The sequence below is a fragment of the Amycolatopsis sp. NPDC003861 genome (genome assembly GCF_053605405.1).
This window is the reverse complement of sequence record NZ_JBSGJD010000028.1, coordinates 23,394-47,074: the sequence shown is the minus strand read 5'-3', so window position 1 is coordinate 47,074 and position 23,681 is coordinate 23,394. Positions and strand designations below refer to the sequence as shown.

Below are 23,681 nucleotides of genomic sequence, written 5' to 3'. Positions count from 1 at the left end.
AGCCATCCGCACTACCATCGGTGGCCAACCGGTCGCGAGGGGGCGCCAGTGTTCGGGCGGCGGAAAGGGCAGGCGGACGACGATTTCGTCGGCGGCGCCCTGTGGGAGGGCAAGGGGTGGCTCGCCACCTTCGAGGAGTCCGGCGACCTCGCCGCCCTCGAGCAGGCGATCGCCGCGGGCACGGCCGCCTTCGAGCGGTGCGCCCCCGACGCGCCCGAGCGGCCCGCGACCCTGATGTTCCTCGGTGACGCGCGGATGCGGCGGCACCAGGCCACCGGTTCGGTGCCGGACCTCGGCCGGGCCCTGGAGCACTACCGCGAACTGCTGCCGCTCGTGCGGGCGGACCAGCCCGATCTGGTCCCGTTCTCGCTGGCCGCGATCGCCGAAAGCGCGTTGCGGCTGGGCGTGCTCACCGGCGACCGCTCCCGCGCCGAGGAGTCGGTGCTCGCCACCCGGGAACTGCACCTGCTGGCCGGGTCGACCGGCGCCGTCCACCTCTTCGGCCTGGTGAGCGAGCTGCTGGAGCGGGCGCTGGTGGCGCTTCCGGCCGATCATCCGGACCGCGCGGCGATCGGGGCGCTGCGCTGCACGGCCCTGATCCACCACATCGAGGCCACCGGCGACGTCGCCCTCCTCGGTGCCGCCGAGGAGGAGATCGACCGGGCGCTGCGGCGGTGCCCGCCGGACGACGGCAACCGCCGTCCCTTCCTCACCGTGGCGGCCGACGTCCGCCGCCTCCGGCACGACCACGAGCGGACCCGCGCCTCCCTCGACGCCTTCCTCGAGGCCGAACGCCAGGTCCTCGACGTCTACCCGCCGGGGCACCAGGTCTGGACGATCACCGTGCACAACATCGGCCGGCTGTACCGCGAGCGCCACGAGTCGACCGGCGACGTCGCCGACCTCGACACGGCGGCGCACTACCTGCGGCAGGCCGTCGAGCACGCGCCGGACGCGGAACTGCGCGCCGCGGCCGAGCGCGGGCTGGCGAGCGTGCTGGAAGCGCGCGGTCCGGTGCGGCAGTACGAGCCGCCGCCCGGCGTCACCCTGGAGTACGTCGCCGGCCCCGAAGAACCGCGGAGCACGCCCGCCGGGGTGGCCGGCGACCCGGCCGAGCTGGTGCGCCACGGCAACCGGCTCTCCCGACTGCTCGGGGAGTACCAGCAGACCCGCGACCACGCCCTGCTGGACCGGATCTGCGCCGACGGCGAGGCCCTGCTGGCCGCGGTGCCGGCCGGGCACCCGCGCCGGTGGCTGATCGAGACCCGGCTGGGTCCCGCGCTCATGCTCCGCTACGAGCTCACCGGCGACCGCGCCGAGCTGGACGCCGCGATCGACCTGCAGCGCGCCGCGATCGGCCGTCCCGTGGACGGCCCGGCCGACGTCCTCGAGGAGCTGGGCAACCTCGCCGCCGCACTGGTCAACCGGTTCCTGCGGGATCGCGACAGCGCCGATCTCGACGAGGCGGTCACGCTCACCCGCCGGGGTGTCGAACTCGACGACGCCCACGGCACCACCAGCCTGCACATCCTGGGCAGCGCGCTGTTCTACCGCTACAGCCACCTCGGGCGGCGGCACGACCTCGACGAGGCGATCGCCGTCGGCGAGCGGGCGGTCGCGACGGCCGGGCCTCTGCGGATCGCCAACGCCCGGGCCAACCTCGGCAACCGGCTGCGGCAGCGCTTCCTCGCCACCGGCGAGCCGGCGGACCTCGACGCGGCGATCGACCACCTCGACGCCGCGCTGCGTCAGGAGTACGACGTCCACGCCCTGCTCAACGCCGGCCTGGCGCTGAGCGACCGCGGGCAGCTGAACACCGGCCGGCAGGATCTGCTCGACGCCGTCACCGCCTTCACGGAAGTCCGCGCGGCGACGAGCGAAGAGGCGCCGCTGCACACGATCGCGCTCCAGGGCCTCGCCGAGGCCTACACCGCGCTCGGCCGTCCGGACGACGCCATCGCGGTCCTCTCGGCCCTGCCGGAAGGCCGGTCGTTCGACCGGATGCGGGCCCTGGTGACGCTCGCGGACCTGCGCGCCGGCCGGGGTGACGACGCGGGCGAAGTCGCCGGCCTCTACGAGCAGGCCGTGGAACTCCTGCCGCAGCTGGTGTGGCGCGGGCTGTCCGCGACCGACCGCGGGAAGCTCGTCGCGCAGTGGCCCGGGCTCGCCGGTGACGCGGCCGCGGCGGCGCTGGCCGCGGGCCGGCCGGAGCGGGCGGTCGAACTGCTGGAGCACGGCCGTTCCCTGTGGTGGAGCCAGGTCCTGGACCGCCGCGCCGACCTGACCGGGCTGCGGGCGGCCCACCCCGAGCTGGCCGAGCGGCTGAGCGCGGTGGACCCGGACGCCCCGGACCGGCGGGCCGCGGCGGCCGAGTGGGACGCGATCGTCGCCGATATCCGGACCCGGCCCGGGTTCGCCGGCTTCCTGCGTCCGACGCCGTTCGCGGAACTCGCGAAGTCTTCGGCGGCCGGTCCGGTCGTGCTGGTGAACGTCAGCCGGATCCGCTGTGACGCCATCGTGCTGACCCCGGACGGCAGCCACGTCATCCCGCTGGAGGGCTTGACGCACGCCGAAGCGCACGACCGCACCCGGGCCTACCTCGCCGCGACCGCGCAGAAAGGCACCGGCGGGCTTTCCTCCGGGCCGCGGGAGCAGCTGCTGCTGGGTTACCTGGAATGGCTGTGGGACACCGTGGCCGAGCCGGTGCTCGACGAGATCCGGGTCCCGCCCGGGTCGCGCCTGTGGTGGTGCCCCACCGGTCCCCTCGCGCTGAGCCCGCTGCACGCCGCCGGGTACCACGACCCGGACGACGAGCCCGGCCGGACCGTCCTCGACCGCGTGGTCTCCTCCAGCACGCCGACGATCCGGGCGCTGCGGCACGCCCGCCGCCCGGCGCGGCCGGTCCCGCACCGGCCGCTCGCCGTCGCCTGCGAGCGCCGTCCCGCCTACGTCACCGGCCTGCCCGATCTGCCCGGCGCCGTCCACGAAGCCGAGATGGTCAGCGTGTTCGCCGCCGGCAGCGCGATCCTGGCCGGCGCGGAAGCGACCGTCCGGAACGTGACGGACCGGCTGACGGAGTACTCGTGCGCGCATTTCGCCTGCCACGGCGGCACGACCCCGGACGGCGAGGCCGCGTTGTTCCTCGCCGACGGCCCGCTCACCACCACCGGCATCAGCCGGCTCGACCTCGGCGACGCCCAGCTGGCGGTGTTGTCGGCGTGCCACACCGCGATGCCCGACGCGGCCGCGCCGGACGAAGCCGGCCACCTGGCCGCGGCGCTCCAGATCGCCGGGTTCCGCCAAGTGGTCTCGACGTTGTGGGCCATCGGCGAAGAAACGGCGGCCACCGTCACGGCCGGCATCTACGGATCCCTCGCCCGACCGGACGGCACCCTCGACCCGGCGGGCACGGCGGCCGCCCTGCACGCCGTGGTGAAGCGGCTGCGGGACGAGTCACCCTACGAGCCGGGCAAGTGGGCCCAGTTCGTCCACTTCGGACAGTAAAAGGGCGGTACCCCGTTTCCCGGCCGTTTCCCGGCGCGTCGGTAATTGACTTTCCGGAAACGGCGAAGACCGGCGAAATTCCTGCCGGAGAAGATTGACTCTTACGGACGGGAAAGATCGGCGCTAGGGTCGTCCTCGCCCTGGCGCCGCTCCCGCTTGCCCATTCCGTGAAATCCGCTCGAAACCCCGGCGCAGCCCGGAATCTCCGGTGCCGCGCGCCGTTGTCCTGTCTCCGACCGCCCCCGAGGACCTGATCGATGTCAGTGCAGTTACCCGCCCGCTACGTCCTGCCGGTCGCCGTCGTCGTCACCGGTGCGGTGTGGTGGTGGCTGACGACCGAGGTGCCGGGGGCGGACCGGACGCTGGTGGCCTGGTACGGCGGGGTGGCCGCGGCGGTGGTGTGCGCGGCGGTGACGCTCGCCGCGCACTTCGCGCAGGCGGCGCGCCGGTACCGGAGCCGGATCGAGGCGCTGGACGCCCAAGCCGTCGGGCTCGCCGACGACACGGTGCCCGCCCTGGTCCAGCGGGTGCGCGACGGTGCGTCGGCGGACACCGCGCTCGCCGAAGTGCCGGACTCGATCGACGGGGCCCACCGGCGGCTCCTGGCCACGGTCGCGCAGGAGATCAGCCGGGGCGAGCGGATGCGCGCGGCCACGATGGCGGCCTGCGCCAACGCCGCCGGCCGCGTCCAGGCGCTGGCCACCAGCATGCTGGCCGACCTGCGCGAAATGGAAGGCCGCCACGACGAAACCGTGCTCGGCGACCTGCTCGAACTGGACCACAGCACCGCGCAGGCGGGCCGGCTGGCGGACAGCATCGCCGTGCTGACCGGAGCGCGGTCCGGCCGGCGCTGGACCAAGCCGATCGTGATGGAGAGCATCCTGCGCGGCGCGATGGGGCGCATCAGCGCCTACCAGCGGGTGCGGACGCACTCGACCAGCACCGTCGCGGTCGCCGGGTACGCCGCCGAAGGCGTCATGCACGCCCTGGCCGAACTGATGGACAACGCCACCAGCTTCTCCCCTCCCTCGGAGGACGTGCACGTGTACGTCGAGGAGGTGCACGCGGGCGTGGTGGTCACCATCGAGGACAGCGGCCTGGTGATGGGGCCCGCGGCGCTGGAGCGGGCGGTGCGGGCGGTGTCCTCCGAACCGCTGGACCTGACCACGCTGTCCGGGACCCGGCTGGGCCTGGCCGTGGTGGGGTGCCTGGCCCGCAAGCACGGCCTGACCGTGCACTTCCGGCCGTCCGCGCGGGGCGGCACCGGCGTGGTGGTGCTGATCCCGCGGCTCCTGATCACCCAAGCCGAACCGGACACCCCGCCGGCCGCGCCGCCGGTCGAGAAGCCCGAACCGGTGGCCGTGGCCGCCGCGCCGGTGTCCACAGTGGAGAGTGCCGCGTCCGGGCTGCCCCAGCGGCGTCGCGGGCAGACGCTGGCCGCCGCGCCCAAGCCGCCACCGCCACCGGCGCCGAGTCCCGCGCCCGCCCGGGCCGACGCCGGGGCGAAGTTCAGCGCGTTCCACGCGGCCGGCCGGGGAACCCGCCCTTCTGCTTCCTCGGAGGACAGCCGATGAACACCACGGACCACGACCTGGACTGGCTGCTGGAGAACCTCCGGAGCAAGACGCCGGGCACCCGGCACGCCCTGGTGCTGTCCAAGGACGGCCTCAAGCTCTGCCACACCCGCGGGCTCACCGTCGACCAGGCCGACCAGCTGGCCGCCATCGCCTCGGGCATCCAGAGCCTGGCCTACGGCACGTCCATCGAATTCGGCGACGGGACCGGCGGGGTGCGCCAGTCGATGACCGAGTTCCACGGCGGGATGCTGTTCATCGTGGAAGCCGGCGAAGGCGCCCACCTCGCCGTGATCGCCGACGACGACGCCGACGTGGGTCTCATCGGCCACAACATGAACGAGCTCGTCGAGCAGCTCGGCGAGTACCTGACCGCGCCGGCCCGCCCCCAGCAGCCGACGGCGGCCGGGTGACATGAGCCGGCAAGACCTCCACCGCGAGGACCCGGACCGGTTGTACACCGTCACCGGCGGGCGCAGCCGCGCGAACGAGAGCGCGCTGGACCTGGTGACGCTGATCGTGAGCGAAGGCGATCCGGTGCCGGGCATGCAGTCCGAGCACGTCCGGATCCTGCACCTGTGCCGGCACCCGACGGCGATGGTGGAGGTCGCCTCGGAGCTGGGCCTGCCGGTGAGCGTCGTGAAGATCCTGCTGTGCGACCTGCTCGACACCGGCCGGGTCACCGCCCGCCACCCGTCCTCGGCTCCCGCCGCCGCCGATCTGCCCGATCTCGAAACCCTGAAGCAGGTACTCGTTGGACTGCAGAAGCTCTGACCAGGACGTCCGCGCCCCGCTGCCGAGCACCGCCCGGGACGGGCTGAAGATCGTGATCGTCGGCGGGTTCGGGGTCGGCAAGACGACCATGGTCCGGTCGGTCAGCGAGATCCGCCCGCTCAGCACCGAGGAAACCATGACGCAGGCGGGCATCGGGATCGACGACGGTGCCTCGCCCGGCAAGACCACCACCACGGTCGCCTTCGACTTCGGCCGGATCAGCCTGAACGAGCGGATGGTGCTGTACCTGTTCGGCGCCCCGGGCCAGGAGCGGTTCTGGTTCCTCTGGGACCGGCTGTTCGCCGGGACGCTGGGCGCCGTCGTGCTGGTGGACACCCACCGGCTGGCCGATTCCTGGTACTCCATCGACCGCCTCGAACACCACGGGACACCGTTCATCGTGGCGCGCAACAACTTCGGCGAGCCGGAACACTCCCTCGACCAGGTGCGCCAGGCCCTCGACCTGTCCCCCGACGTGCCGCTGATCGACTGCGACGCCCGCCGGCGCGAGTCCAGCAAGACCGTCCTGCTCTCCCTCGTCCACCACCTCTTCGCCCTGTCCGCCGCCCGGGAGACCACTTCATGAGCACCCCTCCGCCCGCCCTCGCCACCCCGTTGTCCGGGCCGGGTTTCCAGCAGACGTCGGCGGATCTCTACGCGGAGATGCGGCGCACTCACGGGCCGGTGGCCCCGGTGCTGCTCGACGGGGACGTGCCGGCGTGGCTGGTCCTGGGGTACCGCGAAGTGCAGTACGTCGTCAGCAACCCGGAGGTCTTCGGGCGCGATTCGCGGCGCTGGAACGCCTGGGACCGCGTCCCGCCCGACTGGCCGTTGCTCCCGCTGCTGGCCCACCAGCCCACGATGATGTTCGCCGAGGGCGCCGAGCACCGGCGGCGGGCCCAGGCGCTCGACGAGGCCCTCGGTGCCGTGGACCAGTTCGAATTGGGCGCCCGGGCCCAGCAGGTGGCCGATCAGCTCGTCGACGCCTTCGCCGGCAGCGGCGAGGCCGACCTGATCACCCAGTACGCCGACGGGATCCCGCTGCCCGTCGTGGCCCGGATGATCGGTGTGCCGGACGCGGAAACCGCCGACCTGGTCCGGGACGTCTACCGGACGCACGCCGCCGGCGAGGGCGCGAACGAGGCGTACGCGCGCGTCCGCGACAAGGTGCGGCGGCTGGTCGAAGCCAAGCGGCGCGACCCCGGGCCGGACGTCACCTCGCGGCTGCTGGCCCACCCGGCCGGCCTCGCCGGCGAGGAGATCACCGAGGACCTGCTGCACCTGATGAACGCGGGTCAGCTGCCCACCGCGTACTGGATCGGCAACACCCTGCGGCTGATGCTCACCGACGACCGCTTCGCGATGACGCTGTCCGGCGGGCGCCGCAGCGTCGGCCAGGCGCTGAACGAGGTGCTCTGGGAGGACACGCCGACGCAGAACTTCCCGGGCCGGTTCGCCGTCCACGACCTCGGGCTGGGCGGCCGGCAGATCCGCAAGGGCGACCTGCTCATCCTCGGGCTCGCCGCGGCCAACCAGGACCCGCTCGTCCGGCCCGTCCCGCAGGCCTCGACCGGCAACCAGGCGTACCTGTCGTTCAGCCACGGCGAACACCGGTGCCCGTACGCCGCCCAGGAGATCGCCAAGGTCATCGCCGAGGCGGCGATCGAGGTCCTGCTCGACCGGCTCCCGGACGTCGGGCTGGCAGTGCCGGCCGGCGAACTGGCCTGGCGGCCGTCACCGCTGTTCCGCGGGCTGGCGGCGCTGCCGGTGAAGTTCACGCCGGCCTGGTGATTCCCCCGGCTCGCGGATAGCCCGCGCACCGGGACCGTGGGATTCTGGCGGCTCACCAGGCGGGGAGCCGGAAATGGGCGGGTTGCGGCGGTATCGCACAGTGGTGTCCGACAGCGCGTTGTGGGACCGGTTCCGGTTCCGCGCCGGGGACATCGTGCTCAGCACCCCGCCGAAGTGCGGCACGACGTGGCTGCAGATGCTGTGCGCGCTGCTGGTCTTCGGCACCGCCGAGCTGCCCCGGCCGCTCACGGAGATTTCCCCGTGGCTGGACGCGACGACGTACGACACCGAGGCGATCCTCGCCGCGCTGGAGAGCCAGGAGCACCGGCGGTTCGTCAAGACGCACACCCCGCTCGACGGCCTGCCGTCCGCGCCGGGGGTGACGTACGTGTGCGTCGGCCGTGACCCGCGGGACGCGATGCTGTCGTTCGACCACGCGGTGGCCAACATCCACCCGGACGCCATCACCGCGGGCGGCCTTCAGGTCCTCGCCCCGCCGCCGGCCGACCCGCTCGACCGGTTCCGGCGGTGGGTGGACGCGGAACCCACGCCGTCGTCGGACACGTTCGGCGTGAGCCTGGCGAACCTGGTCCACCACGTGCGGACGTTCTGGGACCACCGCGACGAGCCCCGGGTGGCGTTGTTCCACTACGCGGACCTGCAGGCCGACCTTCCGGGCCAGCTGCGCCGATTGGCGGACGCCCTGTCGATCTCGTCGCGGCGCATCGAGCAGCTCGCCGCGGCGGCCACGTTCGACCGTATGCGCAACCGCGCCGACGAGCTGGCTCCCGGCGTCGACGCGAAGCTGTGGCGCAGCAATAAGGCGTTCTTCCGGTCGGGCACCAGCGGGCAGTGGCGTGACGTGCTCGACGCCGCCGCGATCGACCACTACCACCGGCGGGTGGCCTCGCTGGCGCCCGCCGACCTGGCCGGGTGGCTCCACCGGGGCTGACGCTTGGCCCACTCGCGAAGGGACTTCCGGGCAGACTTTTGGCACCACCCGATGGTGTGGTGTTAACTGGCGCGGAAGACAGAGAGCGTTTCCCCAACGCGGCTGCGACGGCGCAGGCTCGCCCGCCCCCCACCGGAAAGGCCCTCCATGCGCGTGTCCGCCCCGCTGTCGTCCGGCCAGCAGCGCCTTTGGACCGTTTGCCAGCTGGACGGGGCCGGAGCGGCCTACAACGAGACGATGGCGTTCGCGTTGCGCGGGCCGGTGGATCGGGCGGCACTGCAGCGGGCGTTCGATGCTCTCGCCGAGCGGCACGAGGCGCTGCGGACCCGGTTCGTCGTCGAGGACGGGCGGCCGGTGCAGGTGGTCGAGAATGTCGGGTTTCCGTGCTTTGTCAACGATGTCTCCGGGCGGCCGGAGAAGGCGGCCGAGCTGCGGCGGGCCGAGGCCCTGGCGGCGTTCGACCTGACGCGGGCCCCGCTGGCCCGGGCCCGGCTGCTGGTGGAGTCCGATCGCGAGCACGTCCTCCTGATCACCGTCCACCACGCCGTCTTCGACGGCTGGTCGCGGACTCTCCTCTTGCGCGAACTCGGCCTCCTCTACGCCGCCGAGCTGAGCGGCACCGAAGCCGCCCTGCCACCCGCCCGGCCCTACCGGGACCACGCGCGGGCGCAACAGGACTGGCTGACCGGCGACGGCCCGTCGCCGCACGAGGACTATTGGCGGGACCGGCTCGACGGTGTCCCCCCGGTGCTGGAACTCCCTGCCGACCGGCCGCGGCCCGCCCGGCAGGACTTCCGGGGTGCCCGGGTGCCCGTGCAGCTCGGGCCGGAACTCACCGCGCGGCTGAAGACCCTGGCGCGCGAGCACGGCGTCACCCTCTACTCCACCATCCTGACCTGCTGGTGCCTCCTGCTATCCCGACTTTCCGCGCAAACTGACATCGTTGTCGGCGTCCCCACCGCCAACCGCGACGACACCGGCGAGAACACGCTCGGCTTCTTCGTCAACACCCTCGCCGTGCGCGCCGACCTGTCCGGCCCACGGACCGGCGCCACCCTGCTGACAGAAGTCCGCGCGGCCCTGCGGGGCGCCATCGACCACGCCGAGCTGCCCTTCGAACGGGTCGTCGAGCTGGTCAACCCGCCGCGCAGCCCGGCGCACACCCCGCTGTTCCAGACCATGTTCGCCTGGGTGCCCACCCAGCACGACCTCCTCGACCTGCCCGGCGTGGCCGTCGCGCCCCTCGACGTCGAGCACGCTCCCGCGAAGTTCGACCTGGCCCTCGGTCTGGCGCACGAAGCCGGTGACGTCCAAGGCCACCTCGACTACGCCGTCGCCCTCTTCGACCACGCCACCGCCGAGCGGTACGCCCGCTACCTCGTCCGGCTGCTGGACCAGCTGGCCACGCGGCCGGACGCGGACATCACCGGCTACGAGCTCCTCGACGACGCCGAACGCCGCGAGATCCTCACCTCCTGGAGCACCGGCCCGCGACCGAACCGGCGGCCCGGCGGGCTCGTCGAGCGGTTCACCGCCCACGCCGACACCAGCCCGGACGCCCCCGCACTCGTCTGCGACGGCCAGACCTGCACCTACGGCGAACTGGACCGCCGCAGCACGAAACTGGCGAACGCGCTGCGGGCCCGCGGAGCCGGCCGCGGGCGGGTGGTCGGTGTCCTCAGTGGACGGTCGAAGGACCTGGTCACCGCCGTGCTCGGCGTGCTGAAGACCGGGGCCGCCTACCTCCCGCTCGACCCGGCCCAGCCGGCCGCCCGGCGCGCGGCGATGATCGAGGACGCGTGCCCGGTGCTGGTCCTCGACGAGGGCCTTCCCTTGGACGGCGACGAAACCCGGCGACCGGCGGGAACCGAGCCCGGCGACACCGCGTACGTGATCTACACGTCGGGGTCGACCGGGCGCCCGAAGGGGGTCGAGGTCACCCACCACAGCGTCCTCGCCCTGTTCGACCAATGGCTGGACCGCTTCGGCGCGACACCCGGCGAAGCGACGTCGGCGTGGTCGAGCATCGGCTTCGACGCCTCGGTGCACGAACTACTGCTGCCCCTGACCACCGGTGCCGTCCTGCACGTGGTGCCCGAGGACGTCCGGCCCGACCCGGCCGCGCTGATGGCCTGGTTGCGGGAGCACCGGGTGGTCCAGGCCTTCCTGCCGCCCGCCTACATCCGGTGGGCCGACGAAGACCCCGCCCGCCTGCAGGGGCTCGCGTTGCGGCAGCTGCTGACCGGCGTCGAACCGCTGCCGGAAGCCGCCCTCGCCCGGTTCGCGGCCGCCCTGCCCGGGCTGCGGATCTGTTTCGGCTACGGGCCGACCGAAGCCACGCTCTACGCCACCGCGCACGTCGACCCGCAGCCGCGCGACCGCCCGGCCCCGATCGGACGGCCGCTGCCCGGCTCCCGGCTGTACCTCCTCGACGAGCGCCTGCGCCCGGTGCCGCCCGGCGTGGTCGGCGAGGTGTTCCTGGCCGGCGACTGCCTGGCCCGCGGCTACCTGCACCGGCCCGACCTGACCGCCGAACGGTTCGTCGCCGATCCGTTCAAGCCCGGCGAGCGGATGTACCGGACCGGGGACCTGGCGAGGTGGCTCCCGAGCGGTGAAGCCGAATACGCCGGCCGCCGCGACGACCAGATCAAGCTGCGCGGCTTCCGCATCGAACCCGGCGAGGTGACGGCCGCCCTGCTCGCCGTGCCCGGCGTGCAGGAAGCCGCCGTGCTGGTGGACCGCGAAGGCGAGCCGCGGCTCGTCGCCGGGGTCGCGGGCGCCGGCCGGACACCGCACGAATGGCGGGCCGCGCTGGCCGGACGGCTGCCGGACTACATGATCCCGTCGGTGTTCGCCGAGTTCGACCGGCTGCCGATGAGCCGCAGCGGCAAGCTCGACCGCGACGCCGTCCTGGCGCGCGCCCGCACGAGCGCCCCCGCCGCGGTCAACACCACCGCTCCGCGCGACCACGCCGAACTCGCGCTGCTGCGGATCTGGCGGAACCTGCTGCTGCACCCGGCGATCGGTGTCTCGGACGACTTCTTCGACGTCGGCGGCACGTCGATCTCGGCGATCAAGCTGGCCCACGCGATCGGTGCGGAGTTCGGCCGGGAGCTGCCCATCCGGGACGTCATCCTGCACCCGACCATCGAGGCGCAAGCCGCGCTGCTGCGCGCGGACCGCCCACCGGAGACCGGCAGCCTGATCGAGTTCCGCCGCGGCACGGGCCCGGCCCGGGTCGTCTGCGTGCACCCGGCGGGCGGCACGGCGTTCTGCTACCTGCCGCTCAGCGGGCTCCTGCCCGACGACGCCGGCGTCGTCGGTATCCAGTCCCCCGGGCTCAACGCCGGGGAGCAGCCGCTGCCGAGCGTCGAGGCGATGGCCGAGGAGTACCTGCGGCTCGTCGACCCGCAGCCGGGGGAAAAGCTGGTCCTTTGTGGACTTTCCTACGGCGGGCTGATCGCCTACGAGATGGGCCGCCGGCTCGGCGAGCGCGCCAGCGTCGTCCTGCTCGACACCACCGCCACCGACGACCCGGCCGCGAAGGCGGCGATCGAACCGGTACCCGCGGCCGAGTTCCGCGAGAAGCTGGTCCGCTTCAACGGGATGTACCCCGGCATCGAGGACGCGCAGATCGAGCGCTACCACCGCACGTACAACCACAACCGGCTGACCGCGCGCGAACACGACCCCGGCGAAACCGCCGCGCGCGTGCTCTTCGTGCAGGCCGTCGGCGAGGACCCGATCCCCGGCAGCGCCGAGTTCTGGCGCCGCCGCGCCCTCGGCGAGTTCGATGTGGTCCCCGCGGACTGCGGCCACTGGGACATGCTGGAAAGCGACGCGTTACCACTGGTCGCGAAGCTGATCACGGCCGAGCTGGCGGCCCGATGACCTCGATCGCCCGCCGCGTCCACGACCGGGCCTTGCGGCACCCGGACGCCCTCGCCGTGGCCGACGGCGACCGCCGCCTCACCTACGCCGAGCTGAACGCCGGCGCCGCCGCCGTCGCGGAGTCGCTGTCCCGCCGGGGAATCCACCCGGGCGACGCGGTCGCCGTCAGCCTCCCGCGCTCGGCGGACCTCGTCCTCGTGATGCTGGGCGTGCTGCGCCTGGGCGCTCAGGTCGTGCCACTGGATCGGCAAAGCCCGCCCGCGCGCCGCGATGTCATCCTCGCCGACGCGGGCGCTGCGATCGTGGTCGGCGACGAACCGCCCGGCATCCCCCCGGCCGAGCTGCTGGCCGAAGCCGTGGAAGTGGGCGCGCCCGCCGAACCGGCGCCGGCGTCGTTCCTCTTCGCCACCTCCGGCACGACCGGGCGCCCCAAGGGGGTCGAGGTCCGCGACGCCGGGATCCTCCGGCTGGCCGAACCCGGCTGGCTCGACATCGGCGCGCGGTTCGCCTGCCTGGCCAACCCCGCTTTCGACGCGCTCAGCTTCGAGGTCTGGGTGCCGCTGCTCACCGGCGGCACGTGCGTGATCCTCGATGACGACACCGTGCGCGACCCGCAGGCGTTCGCCGACGCGCTGGTACGGGAACGCATCGACACGATGTTCGTCACCGCGACGCTGTTCAACGCGGTCGCCGAAACCGTCCCCGGCAGCTTCGCCACCGTACGCCGGGTCGTCATCGGCGGCGAGCAGCTCAACGCGCCGCTGATCCGCCGCTGGTACCAGGCCAACCCGGACTCGCCGACGCGGCTGCAGAACGGCTACGGCCCGACCGAGACGACGACGTTCGCGCTCAGTTACACGATCCCGCGCGGCTTCGACGGCGACGTCGTCCCGATCGGCCGTCCGCTCCCCGGCACCGGCGCGGTCGCGGTCTTCGAACCGGACGAGCGAGTGGCCACCGAAGGCGAAGTCGCCGAGCTGTACCTCTCCGGCGCCGGTGTCGCCCTCGGCTACCGCGGGCTGCCCGCGGAGACCGGGCAGCGGTTCGTCCGGCTGCCGTGGCTGGACGAGGGCCGCGCGCGGTTCTACCGCACCGGCGACCTCGTCCGAGTGCTGCCGGGCGGGCGCTACGCCTACGTCGGGCGCACCGACCGCCAGGTCAAGGTCCGCGGGTTCCGGATCGAGCCGGGCGAGCTGGAGCAGCGCCTCCTCGCACACCCGGGGATCCGGCAGGCCCACGTAGCCGTGCGCCGCGCGGCCACCGCCGAACTGCTCGCCTTCGTCGTGGCCGGCGACCTGTCCTTCGACGCGTTCGAAGCGCACCTGGCCGAGACGGTTCCGGCCTACATGCGGCCGCACCACGTCTTCCGCGTCGACGAGCTGCCGCGGAACGCGAACGGCAAGGTCGACGAAACCGCGCTCCTGGCCGGTGGCCTCCCCGCGTGGCGGCCGGACACCGGCGGCGACGCGACGGCGTGGGAACGCGAAGTCCTCGACGTCGTGTCGGACGTCCTCGGTGGCCCGGAACTGCATCCCGGCGACACGTGGCTGCGGTCCGGGGGCGACTCGCTCAAGGCGTTGCGGCTCCGATTCGCGATCCGGGAACGCTGGGGCACGGACCTGCCGCCGTCGGTCGTCCAACGCGGCACCTTCGCCGAGCTCGCCGCGGCGATCTCGGGGGCGGGACGCGCCGCCTACCCGGAACCGGCCGCCCCGACCACCGCCACCGTCGCCCCCGCCACCAGCGAACAACAGCGGCTTTGGCTGGTGCAGCACCGCAATCCCGCGTCCACGGCCTACCACGTGCCGCTCGCCTTCCGGGTCACCGGCGAGCCGGACCTCGAGGCGTTGCGCCGGGACGTGCGCGGGCTGGTCGAGCGGCACCCGGCGCTGCGCACCGCGTTCGAGGCCACCTCCGCCGGCCTGCGGCAGGTGACGCAACCGGCGTACGACCCGTGGACCGAGCCCTCCGACGACTTCTTCACCGCGCCCTTCGACCTCGCTTCGGGCCGGCTGCTGCGCGCGGCCTGGCGTCCCGACGGGACGTTCCTGCTGTGCCTGCACCACATCGCGGTCGACGGCTGGTCGCTCAACATCCTGTTCCGGGAGCTGTCCGGCACCCCGCCGCGAGACGCGCACACACCCCTCGACTTCGCCGCCTGGCAGTCCCGCTGGTTCGCCTCCCCCGGCTACCGCGACCGGCTGATCGAACGGTCCGACGACGCCGAACCCCTCGGCGAAGCGTCCCTGGCCGGACGGCTCCACACGACCCGCATCGACCGTGAGCGCGTCGACACCTGGGCCGCCGAGCTGGGCCTGACGCGGTTCCAGCTGCTGCTCGGCGTCTTCGCGTGGAGCCTCTACGCGGTGACCGGGCGGACCCGGCCGCGGATCGCCGCGCCGGTGGCGAACCGGCCGGTGCGGGCCTTCGAAGACAGCGTCGGGATGTTCGCCAACACCGTCCGGCTGCCCCTGGCCGTGTCCCCGGACGAGGACCTGGGCACCCAGCTCCGCCGGCTCGGCACCGCAGCGGGCGCGGCCCTGGACCACCAGGACGTCGCCTTCGCCGACCTCGATCCCGGCTACGCGGCCTTCGACTACCTGTTCGTCCTGGAGAACACCGACTTCGAAGCACTGCGCCTCCCCGGCTGCGCGATCAGTCCACAGTGGATCGAGGCGGCGGAGGCGAAGTGCGCGCTCACGCTGTCGGTCGTGGAACGACCGGACGGCTTCGATTGCCTGTGGGAGTACGGGGAAGGCCACTTCACCGAGACCGAGGCGACGGCCCTCGGCGACGTCTTCGGCCGCGCCCTGCACGGCGACGCGCGGACACCGGACCGTCCTGACCACGGCCGCGGGGCCGACACCGGCCTGGCGTGGGAAACCATCGCCGAAGGCTTCGCGCGTCAGGTCGCGCGGACGCCCGGCGCCCCGGCGCTGACCGGCGACACGACCCTGACCTACGCCGAACTGGACGCGCACGCGGCCCGGCTCGCCGCCACCCTGCCCGCGGACGCCACCGACATCGCGCTGTACTTCCGGCCCTCGGCCGAGCACGTCGTCGCGCTGCTGGCGCTCGCCCGGCTGAACATCACCGCGGTGCCGCTGGATCCGGCGTACCCACCGGAGCTGCTGCGCGCCATGCTCGACCGCGTCCGGCCGCGGTGCGTCCTGCTCGCGCCGGGGGAAACGTTCGACACCGACGTCGAGCGGCGGTTCGTCACGCTCACCGGCGGCCCGGTGCCGGACGTCCCGGCCCGGCACGCCGGCCGGCCGCTCTACACGCTGTTCACCTCGGGCTCGACCGGCGTGCCGAAGGGCGTGCGCGTCCCGGACCGCACGCTGGCCAACCTGCTGCAGTGGCAGGACGCGCCGCCCGCGGCGACCCAGCAGTTCTCGATGCTGTCGTTCGACGTGTCGTTCCAGGAGATCTTCACGACGCTCTGCGGCGGCGGCCGGCTGCACCTGATCCGCCCGGAGTGGCGGCACGACGTCCCGGCGCTGCTGGCGCAGCTCGACACCGCGGGCATCGAGCGGATCTTCCTGCCGTACGTCGCTTTGCAGCTGCTCGCCGAGCACGGCGTCCGGCTCGGGCGGTACCCGGCGCGGCTGCGGGACGTGCTCACGGCCGGCGAGCAGCTGGTGTGCACGCCGGCGATCCGCCGGTGGTTCGCCGGGCTGCCCGGCGCACGCCTGCACAACCACTACGGGCCGACCGAGACCCACGTCGTCAGCGCGCTGACCCTCGACGGCGATCCGGCTTCGTGGCCCGAGCGGCCCGCCATCGGCCGGCCGGTGGCGAACGCGGTCCTGCGCGTCGCCGACGCCGCGGGCACCCCGCTGCCGCCCGGCCAGATCGGCGAACTGCTCATCGGCGGGCTCGCGGCGAACCGCTGCTACCTCGGCGACGCGGCGCCGGAGAAGTTCGCCGAGCTGCCGGAGCTGTACTACCGCAGCGGCGACCTCGCGCACTTCGACCGCGCCGGGCTGCTGCACTTCGACGGCCGGGCCGACCGGCAGGTCAAGGTCAGCGGCCACCGCCTCGAACTCGGGCAGGTCGAAGCCGCGCTGCTGCGGCACCCGGACGTCGTCAACGCGGTCGTCACGGTCCAGGACGACCGGCTGGCCGCGTTCCTGGAGTGCCGCCGGACGCCGTCGGCCGCGGAACTGGCGGACTCCCTGGTGCCGCTGCTGCCGCCGCACGCGCGGGTGGACCGCTTCCGGGTCGTCGACGTCCTGCCGCGCACGCCGAGCGGGAAGCTCGACCGCGACGCCGCTTCTTCGGCGCCCGGAACGGACCTGCACCGGACGGCGGACCGGCCGTCGAGCGAGCTGGCGGCGCTGTTCGAGGAGGTGACCGGGACGCCGATCGGCCTGGACGAGACCTTCTTCGCCGCCGGCGCCGGTTCGCTGGCGCTGATGCGGTTCCACCTGCGCTGCGCGGAAGCCGGGTACCGGTTCACTGTGGCGGACCTCTTCGAGCACGTCACGCTGCGGGACCTCACGCGGCACCTGGCGAGCGGCCCGGCCGCGACCGCTGTGTCGTCCCGGCCCGTGGCCGACGAGCCGGTGGCCGTGATCGGCATGGCGGTCCGGCTGCCGGGCGCGCGGAACCTGGCCGAGTTCTGGGACCTGGTCGTCTCGGGCCGCCGCGGGATCGAGGAGTTCCCGGCGGCGGACGGCCTGGTCGGCGCGCGCAGCCTCCTGGCCGACCCGCTGGCGTTCGACCCCGGGTACTTCGGCGTCAGCCACCGCGACGCGGCCCTGATGGACCCGCAGCAGCGGCAGTTGCTGATGGCGTGCGTGGAAGCGTTGACGCACGCCGGGATCACCGCGGGAGCCGGCGTCGGCCTGATCGCGGGCGGCGGCGAGAGCACGTACTTCCAGCAGATGCTGCGCGAAGCCGACCCGGCGGCCTTGCCGGACGGCTTCCAGCTGGCCCTGCACCACGAGAAGGACTTCCTGGCGACGAAGGTGGCGTACCACCTGGACCTGACGGGTCCGGCGCTGACGACCCAGACGGCGTGCTCGAGTTCGCTGGTGGCGGTCCACCAGGCGGCGGCGATGCTGCGCGGCGGCGAGGCGGAGGTGATGCTGGCGGGCGGCGTGCTCGTCGACGTCACCCTGGCCGAGGGCTACCGGTACCGGCCGCAGCACATCTTCTCGCCGGACGGGCACTGCCGCCCGTTCAGCGACGACGCCGCCGGAACGGTGGGTGGCAGCGGCGTCGGCGTCGTGGTCCTGAAGCCGCTGTCGGCGGCCCGCCGCGACGGCGACCCGGTGTACGCGGTGGTCACCGGCTCGGCCGTGACCAACGACGGCGCGGTCAAGCAGGGCTACAGCGCACCGTCCCCGGCCGGGCAGCGTGCGGCGATCCGCGCGGCCCTGGAGCGAGCCGGGCGCACGGGGGCGGACGTCGGGTACGTGGAGACGCACGGCACGGGCACCCGCCTGGGCGACCCGATCGAGGTGGCGGCGCTGCGGGAGGCGATGCCCGAGGCCTCGGCGTGCGCGATCTCGTCGGTGAAGAGCCAGCTCGGCCACCTCGGCGCGGCGGCCGGGGTGGTGGGGCTGGTCCGCGCGGTGCTTTCGCTGCACCACGGCGTGCTGCCGCCGACGGTCGACTTCCGGGCTCCCAACCCGGCGTTGGAGCTGGGGCCGTTCCGGGTGCCGACGTCGGCGGAGCCGTGGCCCGCGGGCCCGCGGGTGGCCGGGGTGAGCAGCTTCGGCATCGGCGGGACGAACGCGCACGTCGTCCTGGAGTCGGTCCGGCCCGGGTCGCCGCCACGGCGTGATCCGGTGCGATGCTTGGTGCTTTCGGCCCGCAGCGCCCCGGCCCTGAAGCTGGAGGCGGCCCGGGTGGCGGAGTACCTGGCCGCGCACCCGGAGTCCTATGTGGACGTTCTGCGGCACCTGCAGTCCGGTCGCCCGGCGGGTCGCTGGCGGATGGCGGCGGCCTGCGAGGACGCGGCCGCGGCGGTCGAATGGCTGCGCACGGCCGAGCCGCGGGAGGTGACCGAGCCGGCGGGCACCACGCCCGCCGCCGGGCCGGCCGCCGCGTGGCTGGCCGGCGCTCCCTTCGACTGGGGTCACTCCCCCGCCCCCGCGCCGTGGGACTTCCCGCCGCCCGCGTTCGACACCGCACCCTTCGACTTCCCGCGGCGCACCACCACCCGGCTGCCCGAAGCCGCCTGGCTGCACCAGCCCACCTGGATCCGCCTGCGCCGGGCGACCACCGCCACCGCAGCCGACCGCGTCCTCGTCATCTCCGGCGAAGGCGCCCTCACCGCGCCCGCCCTCGACGCCGCCTACCCCCGCGTCGTGCGCGTCCACGCGGCCGGCCACTTCGCCCGCCTCGGCCCCGACACCTTCGAAGCCGACCCGGCCGACACCGCGCAGCTCCGCCAAGTCCTCGACGCCCTGCCGAACCGGGAAATCGACTGGCTCCACACCCTCCCGCTCGGCATCACCGGCCCCGTCGGGGAGAAGTCCCTCGACCACGCGCGATGGGCCTGCCTCGACACGCCGGCCGCGCTCCTCCGCGCCGCCCACGACCGTCCACTGAGGACGTGGTGGGTCTCGCACGGCGCCACGGCCACGCGTCCCGAAGCCGGGCTGCTCGCCGGGATCACCGCCGTCGGGCCGCAGGAGACCGGCGTCCCCGGCCACTGGGTCGACCTCGAAAGCCCCGACTTCGACCGCATCGCCGACCTCCTCACCGGCCCGACCCCGCCCGAGCGCGTGACCTTCCGGAACGGGTTCTGGTGGCGGCAAGGAACCGCCCCCGCCGAGGCCCAAGAAGTATCCACAATGGACGGGAAGTACCTCGTTCTCGGTGGCACGGGCGGCATCGGCACCGCGGTCGCCGAAGAGCTGCTGACCCGCTCGACCGGCCGGGTCGTCCTGCTCGCCCGCCACCCGCACCTGCCCGAGGCCCTCGCACCGTGGGCCGACCGCGTCGACCTGCTCGCCGCCGATCTCACGAAGATCACCGCCGACGCGATCGACGGCCCGCTGACCGGGATCGTGCACGCCGCCGGGACACCGGGCGGCCGCTTGATCGCCACCCGCGGCGAAGGCACCCAGGACGTCAAGCTCGCCGGCGCCCTCCTCGTGGAAGCGCTCATCGAACGCGACCACCCGGCCTTCGCCGTCTACTGCTCGTCGCTGTCCGCCCAGTTCGGCGGCACCGGCCAGCTCGACTACGCCGCCGCCAACGGGTTCCTCGACGCACTCGCCCACCGGGACGGCCCGACCGCCCGGCTCGCCATCGGCTGGGACGTCTGGCGCGACAGCGGCATGGCCGTCACCGCCCTGGAATCCGACGCCCGGCACCAGGCCCACCTGGCCGTCGGGCTGAGCGACGACGAAGGGCGGCGCACCTTCGCCCGCGCGCTGGCGACCGGCCTCCCGCAGGTCCTGGTGGCCACGACCGGCCTCGAAACCGCCAAATCGTTCCACGAACGCGAAGCCCCGCAGGCGGCGGCGAAACCCGCCGAGGCGGACCTGACCGAGGAAGTCCGTGCCCTCCTGGGCGTCGCCGAGCTCGACCCGGACGTCCCGCTCTACGACCTCGGCGCCGACTCCCTCACCCTGCTGGACGTGGTCGAGTCGGTGAAACGCCTCTACGGCGTCGACCTCGATCTCGCCTGGCTCGGCCCGGAGGTCACCATGGCGGGGTTGCTGGCCGAGCTGGGCCGGGCCGCCGGCACCGGCGAAGTCGTCGTCCAGGTGTGGCGCGAAGGGACGACGGCCGAGGTCGTCTGCCTCGTGCACCCGATCGGCGGGGACGTCCACGCGTACCGCCCGCTCGTCGAGGCCCTGCCGCCCGGGCTCGGCGTCTGCGTGATCGCCGACCCCGCGCTGAGCCGCCCCGAACCGCCGGGGTGGTCCGTCGCGGACCGGGCCCGCCGCTACCACGAGGCCCTCGAACGGCGATTCCCCGGCCGGAGCAAGCAGCTGGCCGGGTGGTCGTTCGGCGGCTGGGTCGCGGCCGGCATGGCCGCCGAAGCCGAGGCGGCCGGGCAGCCGGTGCGGGCCCTGCACCTCATCGACCCGCCGCCGCCCGGCGCGAGCGCCGCCGACTACGACGACACCCAGCTGGAGACGGTGTTCGAGCGCGAACTCGGCGGCGCCGCGGGCGAGCACGCGCGCAAGCTCGCCCGCGCCACCCGGGCCAACCTGCGCAGCATGACCGGGCACGCCCTGCCCCGCCTGACCGCCACGCCCAGCCACGTCTGGCTCGCCACCGAACCCGAACCGGGCCTGCCGGTGGCGAGCCGGGACGGCTGGCGGGACCTGCTGCCCGAACCGAGCCACTGGCACGAACTGCCCGCCACCCACTACGGCGTCGTGCACGCCCCGCACGTCACCGCGGTGGCCGCCGCCATCGAACGGTGAGACCCACCGGAGGAAAGGAAACCATGGAGCAGTACGAACTCGACGCCGTCAAGCGGATCACCACGCGGCCGGCGCGCGCCTACCGGACCCTGGCGGTGCGGGGCCTGACCCCGGTCATCGGCGCCGAAGTCACCGGCCTCGACCTGACCCGTGACCTGACCGACGAGCAGCTCACCGAGCTGAAGACGGCCTTCCTGGACCACCACGTCCTGGTGTTCCGCGACCAGGACATCTCGGTCGAGGACCACAAGCGCCTCGCCGCGGCCTTCGGCGAGCTGCGCCCGGTCAACCCGCCGCCCGAGCACGGCGACCCGTACATTCTCGAGGTCGCGACCGCGCCGGAGTCGGCCACTGTCTTCGGCAACGGCTGGCACGCCGACGGCACGGCCGACGAAGAGCCGTCACTGGGCTCGATGCTCCACATCACGCGGATGCCCGAGCCGGGCAGCGGCGGCGACACGCTCTTCGCGAACATGCACCTGGCCTACGACATGCTGTCGCCGAAGCTGAAGGAACTCCTGACCGGGCTGACCGCGATCCACGACGGCGCGCACGCCTTCCGCGGCCACAAGATCCCGGACGGCTACGAGCCGCCGGTGAGCGAGCACCCGGTCGTCGTGCGGCACCCGGAAACCGACCGGCCGCTGCTGTACGTCAACCCCGCCTACACCTCGCGCATCCCGCAGCTGTCGGCCGACGAGAGCCAGGCCGTGCTCGACCTGCTGTTCTCGGTCGTGCCGAACCGGCCGATGCTCGCCTGCCGGGTGCGGTGGGAGCCGGACACGCTGGTGTTCTGGGACAACCGCTGCGTCCAGCACCACGCGACCTACGACTACTACCCGCACACCCGCTTCGGCCACCGCGTCGCCATCGACGGCGGCCCGCTCAAAGGCTGAGAGGGAGCGCTCGATGTCGTCCGAACCCGTGGTGGACGTCCGCGATCCGGCCGTCCTCGACGACCCGATGCGCGGTTACGACCGCATCCTCGCCGCGGCACCGGTCTGCCGGGCCCGCCTGCCGAACGGCGAAGAGGGCTGGCTGGTCACCGGCAGCGCCGAAGTCCGCGCCGTGCTGGCGGATCCGGCCGTGCGCAACGACCCGGCGGGCCTGCCGGGCCAGGGCGCGCAGACACAGGAGGAGACGTTCCTCGCGCTGGGCACGCCGCGGGAACACCTGCCGTACCTGCGCGCGAGCCTGCTGAGCCTCGACGGCGCCGAACACACGCGGCTGCGGCGCAGCATCAGCCACGCGTTCGGCGCGGCGCGCGTCGCCACCCTGCGCCCGCGGGTGCAGCAGATCGCCGGCGAACTGCTCGACGGGCTCGGCGAAACGGCGAACCTGCTCGACGAGTACGCCTACCCGCTGGCCATGGCGGTGGTGTGCGAATTGGTCGGGGTGCCCGAGACGGACTGGGCGGACTGGTGGCGCTGGGGCAAGGTCCTCGTCGACGGCGACCCGGCGTCGATCACGCCGACGCTCACCGCGATGTTCGCCTATTGCCACGACCTGGTGGACCGCCGCCGCGCCGAACCCCGGGACGACCTGCTCAGCGAAGTCGTCGCCCAGGACGACCTGACCGACGTCGATGCGGTGGCCCTGGTCGTGTTCCTGGTGCTGGCCGGCCACGAGACGATGGCGAACATGCTGGCCAACGCGGCGCTCGCGCTGATGCGCGACCCCGCCCAGCGGGAGCTGCTGCGCGGCGAGCCGGAGCTGTGGCCGGCGGCGGTGCGCGAGCTGGTCCGCACGGACGGCCCGGTCCAGCTGGCCCGCTTGCGGTACGCGGCCACCGATCTGGAGGTCGGTGGCGTGCGGATCAAGGCGGGGGACGCGGTGCAGGCGGTGCTCGGCGCCGCCAACCGCGACCCGGCCCAGTTCACGCACCCGCACGCCGCGGACGTGCGGTGGCAGGCCGAGCACGGGGGCCGGGAAGGGAACGTCGGATTCGGCTGGGGGCCGCACTTCTGCCTCGGCGTGGCGCTGGCGAAGCTGGAGGCGGAGGTCGCGTTGCGGAGCCTGTTCGAGCGCTTCCCGGACGTCGAGCCGGTCGGGGAAGAGGCGTGGGTGCCGCTGCCGCGCGCCCGGCACCGGGTCGCCGTGGAGGTGCGGCTGCGGTGAACGCCCCGGACGTTTCGGTCATCCTGCCGTGCGCCGGGCTGGGAACGCGGTTCGGCGCGCCGTACGCGAAGGAACTGCACTGCCTGGCGCCCGGGGTCACCGTGCTCGACCGCAGCCTGGAGGCCGTGGTGGAGCTGGTGAAGAGCGGGCTCGGCGTGCGCGTGGTCGTCGTGATCGGGCCGCACAAGCTGGACACGGTGAAGTACCTGGCGCGCTACGCCGGCACCTTCCAGCTGGTCTTCGTCTACCAGGACGACGTGGCCGCGCCGGGGCTCGACGGGGCGATCCGGTGCGCCCTGCCGCTGACGTGCGGACCGGTGGCGCTGGTGCTGCCCGACATCGTCGTCAGCAGTGTGGAAAGCCTGCTCGGCGCGCTGCGGCAGACGGAGGTCGCGGGCTGGAGCGTGGTGGCCGCCGAAGAGCGGGATCCCGTGGTGCTGCGGCAGATGGGCGCGCTGACGGTGGCCGGCGGGGACGGCGTCGTGACCGTCGAGGCCGCCGCGGAGAAGCCGGCCGACCCGTCGGGCTTCAACGCGCTCTGGGGCATGGTGGCGGTCACCGCGGACCAGGCCCACCGGCTGCCGGACGTGGCGCGGCGGGACGCGGACAGCCCCCTGGCCGGGGCACGCGCCCTGATGGTGGCGCGGATCGTCAACTACAACACCACCGAGGGATGAG

12 protein-coding genes are annotated in these 23,681 nt (G+C 73.8%); all 12 read left to right on the top strand.

The window, feature by feature from the left end; translation table 11 throughout:
- Nucleotides 1–48 precede the first annotated feature (48 nt).
- The 12 genes from ACWEVN_RS10465 to ACWEVN_RS10410 all read left to right on the top strand — a co-directional run bounded on the left by ACWEVN_RS10465 (nt 49) and on the right by ACWEVN_RS10410 (nt 23,680).
- Entirely contained in the window at nt 49–3,504 is a 3,456-nt protein-coding gene (locus ACWEVN_RS10465) for a CHAT domain-containing protein (RefSeq protein ID WP_452051038.1), read from the top strand.
- A gap of 257 nt (nt 3,505–3,761) precedes the next feature.
- Nucleotides 3,762–5,078 (top strand): sensor histidine kinase, encoded by a 1,317-nt coding sequence (locus ACWEVN_RS10460; protein WP_452051037.1) that lies wholly within the window; start codon nt 3,762–3,764, stop codon nt 5,076–5,078.
- A complete protein-coding gene (locus ACWEVN_RS10455; protein WP_310969733.1) occupies nt 5,075–5,491 on the top strand; it encodes a roadblock/LC7 domain-containing protein in 417 nt (138 codons plus the stop codon). The genes ACWEVN_RS10460 and ACWEVN_RS10455 overlap by 4 nt, the downstream gene beginning before the upstream one ends.
- A gap of 1 nt (nt 5,492) precedes the next feature.
- Nucleotides 5,493–5,852: a DUF742 domain-containing protein gene (locus ACWEVN_RS10450; protein ID WP_310969732.1), complete on the top strand. Its 360-nt coding sequence runs from the start codon at nt 5,493–5,495 to the stop codon at nt 5,850–5,852.
- A gap of 52 nt (nt 5,853–5,904) precedes the next feature.
- A complete protein-coding gene (locus ACWEVN_RS10445; RefSeq protein WP_449683490.1) occupies nt 5,905–6,438 on the top strand; it encodes a GTP-binding protein in 534 nt (177 codons plus the stop codon).
- Entirely contained in the window at nt 6,435–7,643 is a 1,209-nt protein-coding gene (locus ACWEVN_RS10440; RefSeq protein WP_449683435.1) for a cytochrome P450, read from the top strand. The genes ACWEVN_RS10445 and ACWEVN_RS10440 overlap by 4 nt, the downstream gene beginning before the upstream one ends.
- A gap of 103 nt (nt 7,644–7,746) precedes the next feature.
- Nucleotides 7,747–8,595, top strand: coding sequence for a sulfotransferase domain-containing protein (locus ACWEVN_RS10435; protein WP_452051036.1), 849 nt, complete (start codon nt 7,747–7,749; stop codon nt 8,593–8,595).
- Between the two features lie 147 nt (nt 8,596–8,742).
- A complete protein-coding gene (locus ACWEVN_RS10430; protein ID WP_452051035.1) occupies nt 8,743–12,486 on the top strand; it encodes a non-ribosomal peptide synthetase in 3,744 nt (1,247 codons plus the stop codon).
- The gene (locus ACWEVN_RS10425) at nt 12,483–20,885 is read left to right on the top strand and encodes an amino acid adenylation domain-containing protein (protein ID WP_452051034.1); all 8,403 of its coding nucleotides are present in this window, start codon (nt 12,483–12,485) and stop codon (nt 20,883–20,885) included. Before ACWEVN_RS10430 ends, ACWEVN_RS10425 begins: the two co-directional genes overlap by 4 nt.
- 23 nt (nt 20,886–20,908) lie before the next feature.
- A complete protein-coding gene (locus ACWEVN_RS10420) occupies nt 20,909–21,781 on the top strand; it encodes a TauD/TfdA dioxygenase family protein (RefSeq protein WP_452051033.1) in 873 nt (290 codons plus the stop codon).
- Nucleotides 21,782–21,794: 13 nt separating this feature from the next.
- Nucleotides 21,795–23,003 carry a cytochrome P450 family protein gene (locus tag ACWEVN_RS10415; protein WP_452051032.1) on the top strand — a complete coding sequence of 403 codons (1,209 nt, stop codon included), beginning with the start codon at nt 21,795–21,797 and terminating at the stop codon, nt 23,001–23,003.
- Nucleotides 23,000–23,680: a hypothetical protein gene (locus ACWEVN_RS10410; RefSeq protein ID WP_449683429.1), complete on the top strand. Its 681-nt coding sequence runs from the start codon at nt 23,000–23,002 to the stop codon at nt 23,678–23,680. Before ACWEVN_RS10415 ends, ACWEVN_RS10410 begins: the two co-directional genes overlap by 4 nt.
- The last annotated feature ends 1 nt before the right edge of the window (nt 23,681 follow it).

Bases quoted from the DNA above. Each gene is read 5' to 3' on its own strand.
- ACWEVN_RS10460 (WP_452051037.1), top strand. From the start codon at position 3,762: ATGTCAGTGCAGTTACCCGCCCGCTACGTCCTGCCGGTCGCCGTCGTC.
- ACWEVN_RS10455 (WP_310969733.1), top strand. From the start codon at position 5,075: ATGAACACCACGGACCACGACCTGGACTGGCTGCTGGAGAACCTCCGG.
- ACWEVN_RS10450 (WP_310969732.1), top strand. From the start codon at position 5,493: ATGAGCCGGCAAGACCTCCACCGCGAGGACCCGGACCGGTTGTACACC.
- ACWEVN_RS10440 (WP_449683435.1), top strand. From the start codon at position 6,435: ATGAGCACCCCTCCGCCCGCCCTCGCCACCCCGTTGTCCGGGCCGGGT.
- ACWEVN_RS10430 (WP_452051035.1), top strand. From the start codon at position 8,743: ATGCGCGTGTCCGCCCCGCTGTCGTCCGGCCAGCAGCGCCTTTGGACC.
- ACWEVN_RS10425 (WP_452051034.1), top strand. From the start codon at position 12,483: ATGACCTCGATCGCCCGCCGCGTCCACGACCGGGCCTTGCGGCACCCG.
- ACWEVN_RS10420 (WP_452051033.1), top strand. From the start codon at position 20,909: ATGGAGCAGTACGAACTCGACGCCGTCAAGCGGATCACCACGCGGCCG.
- ACWEVN_RS10415 (WP_452051032.1), top strand. From the start codon at position 21,795: ATGTCGTCCGAACCCGTGGTGGACGTCCGCGATCCGGCCGTCCTCGAC.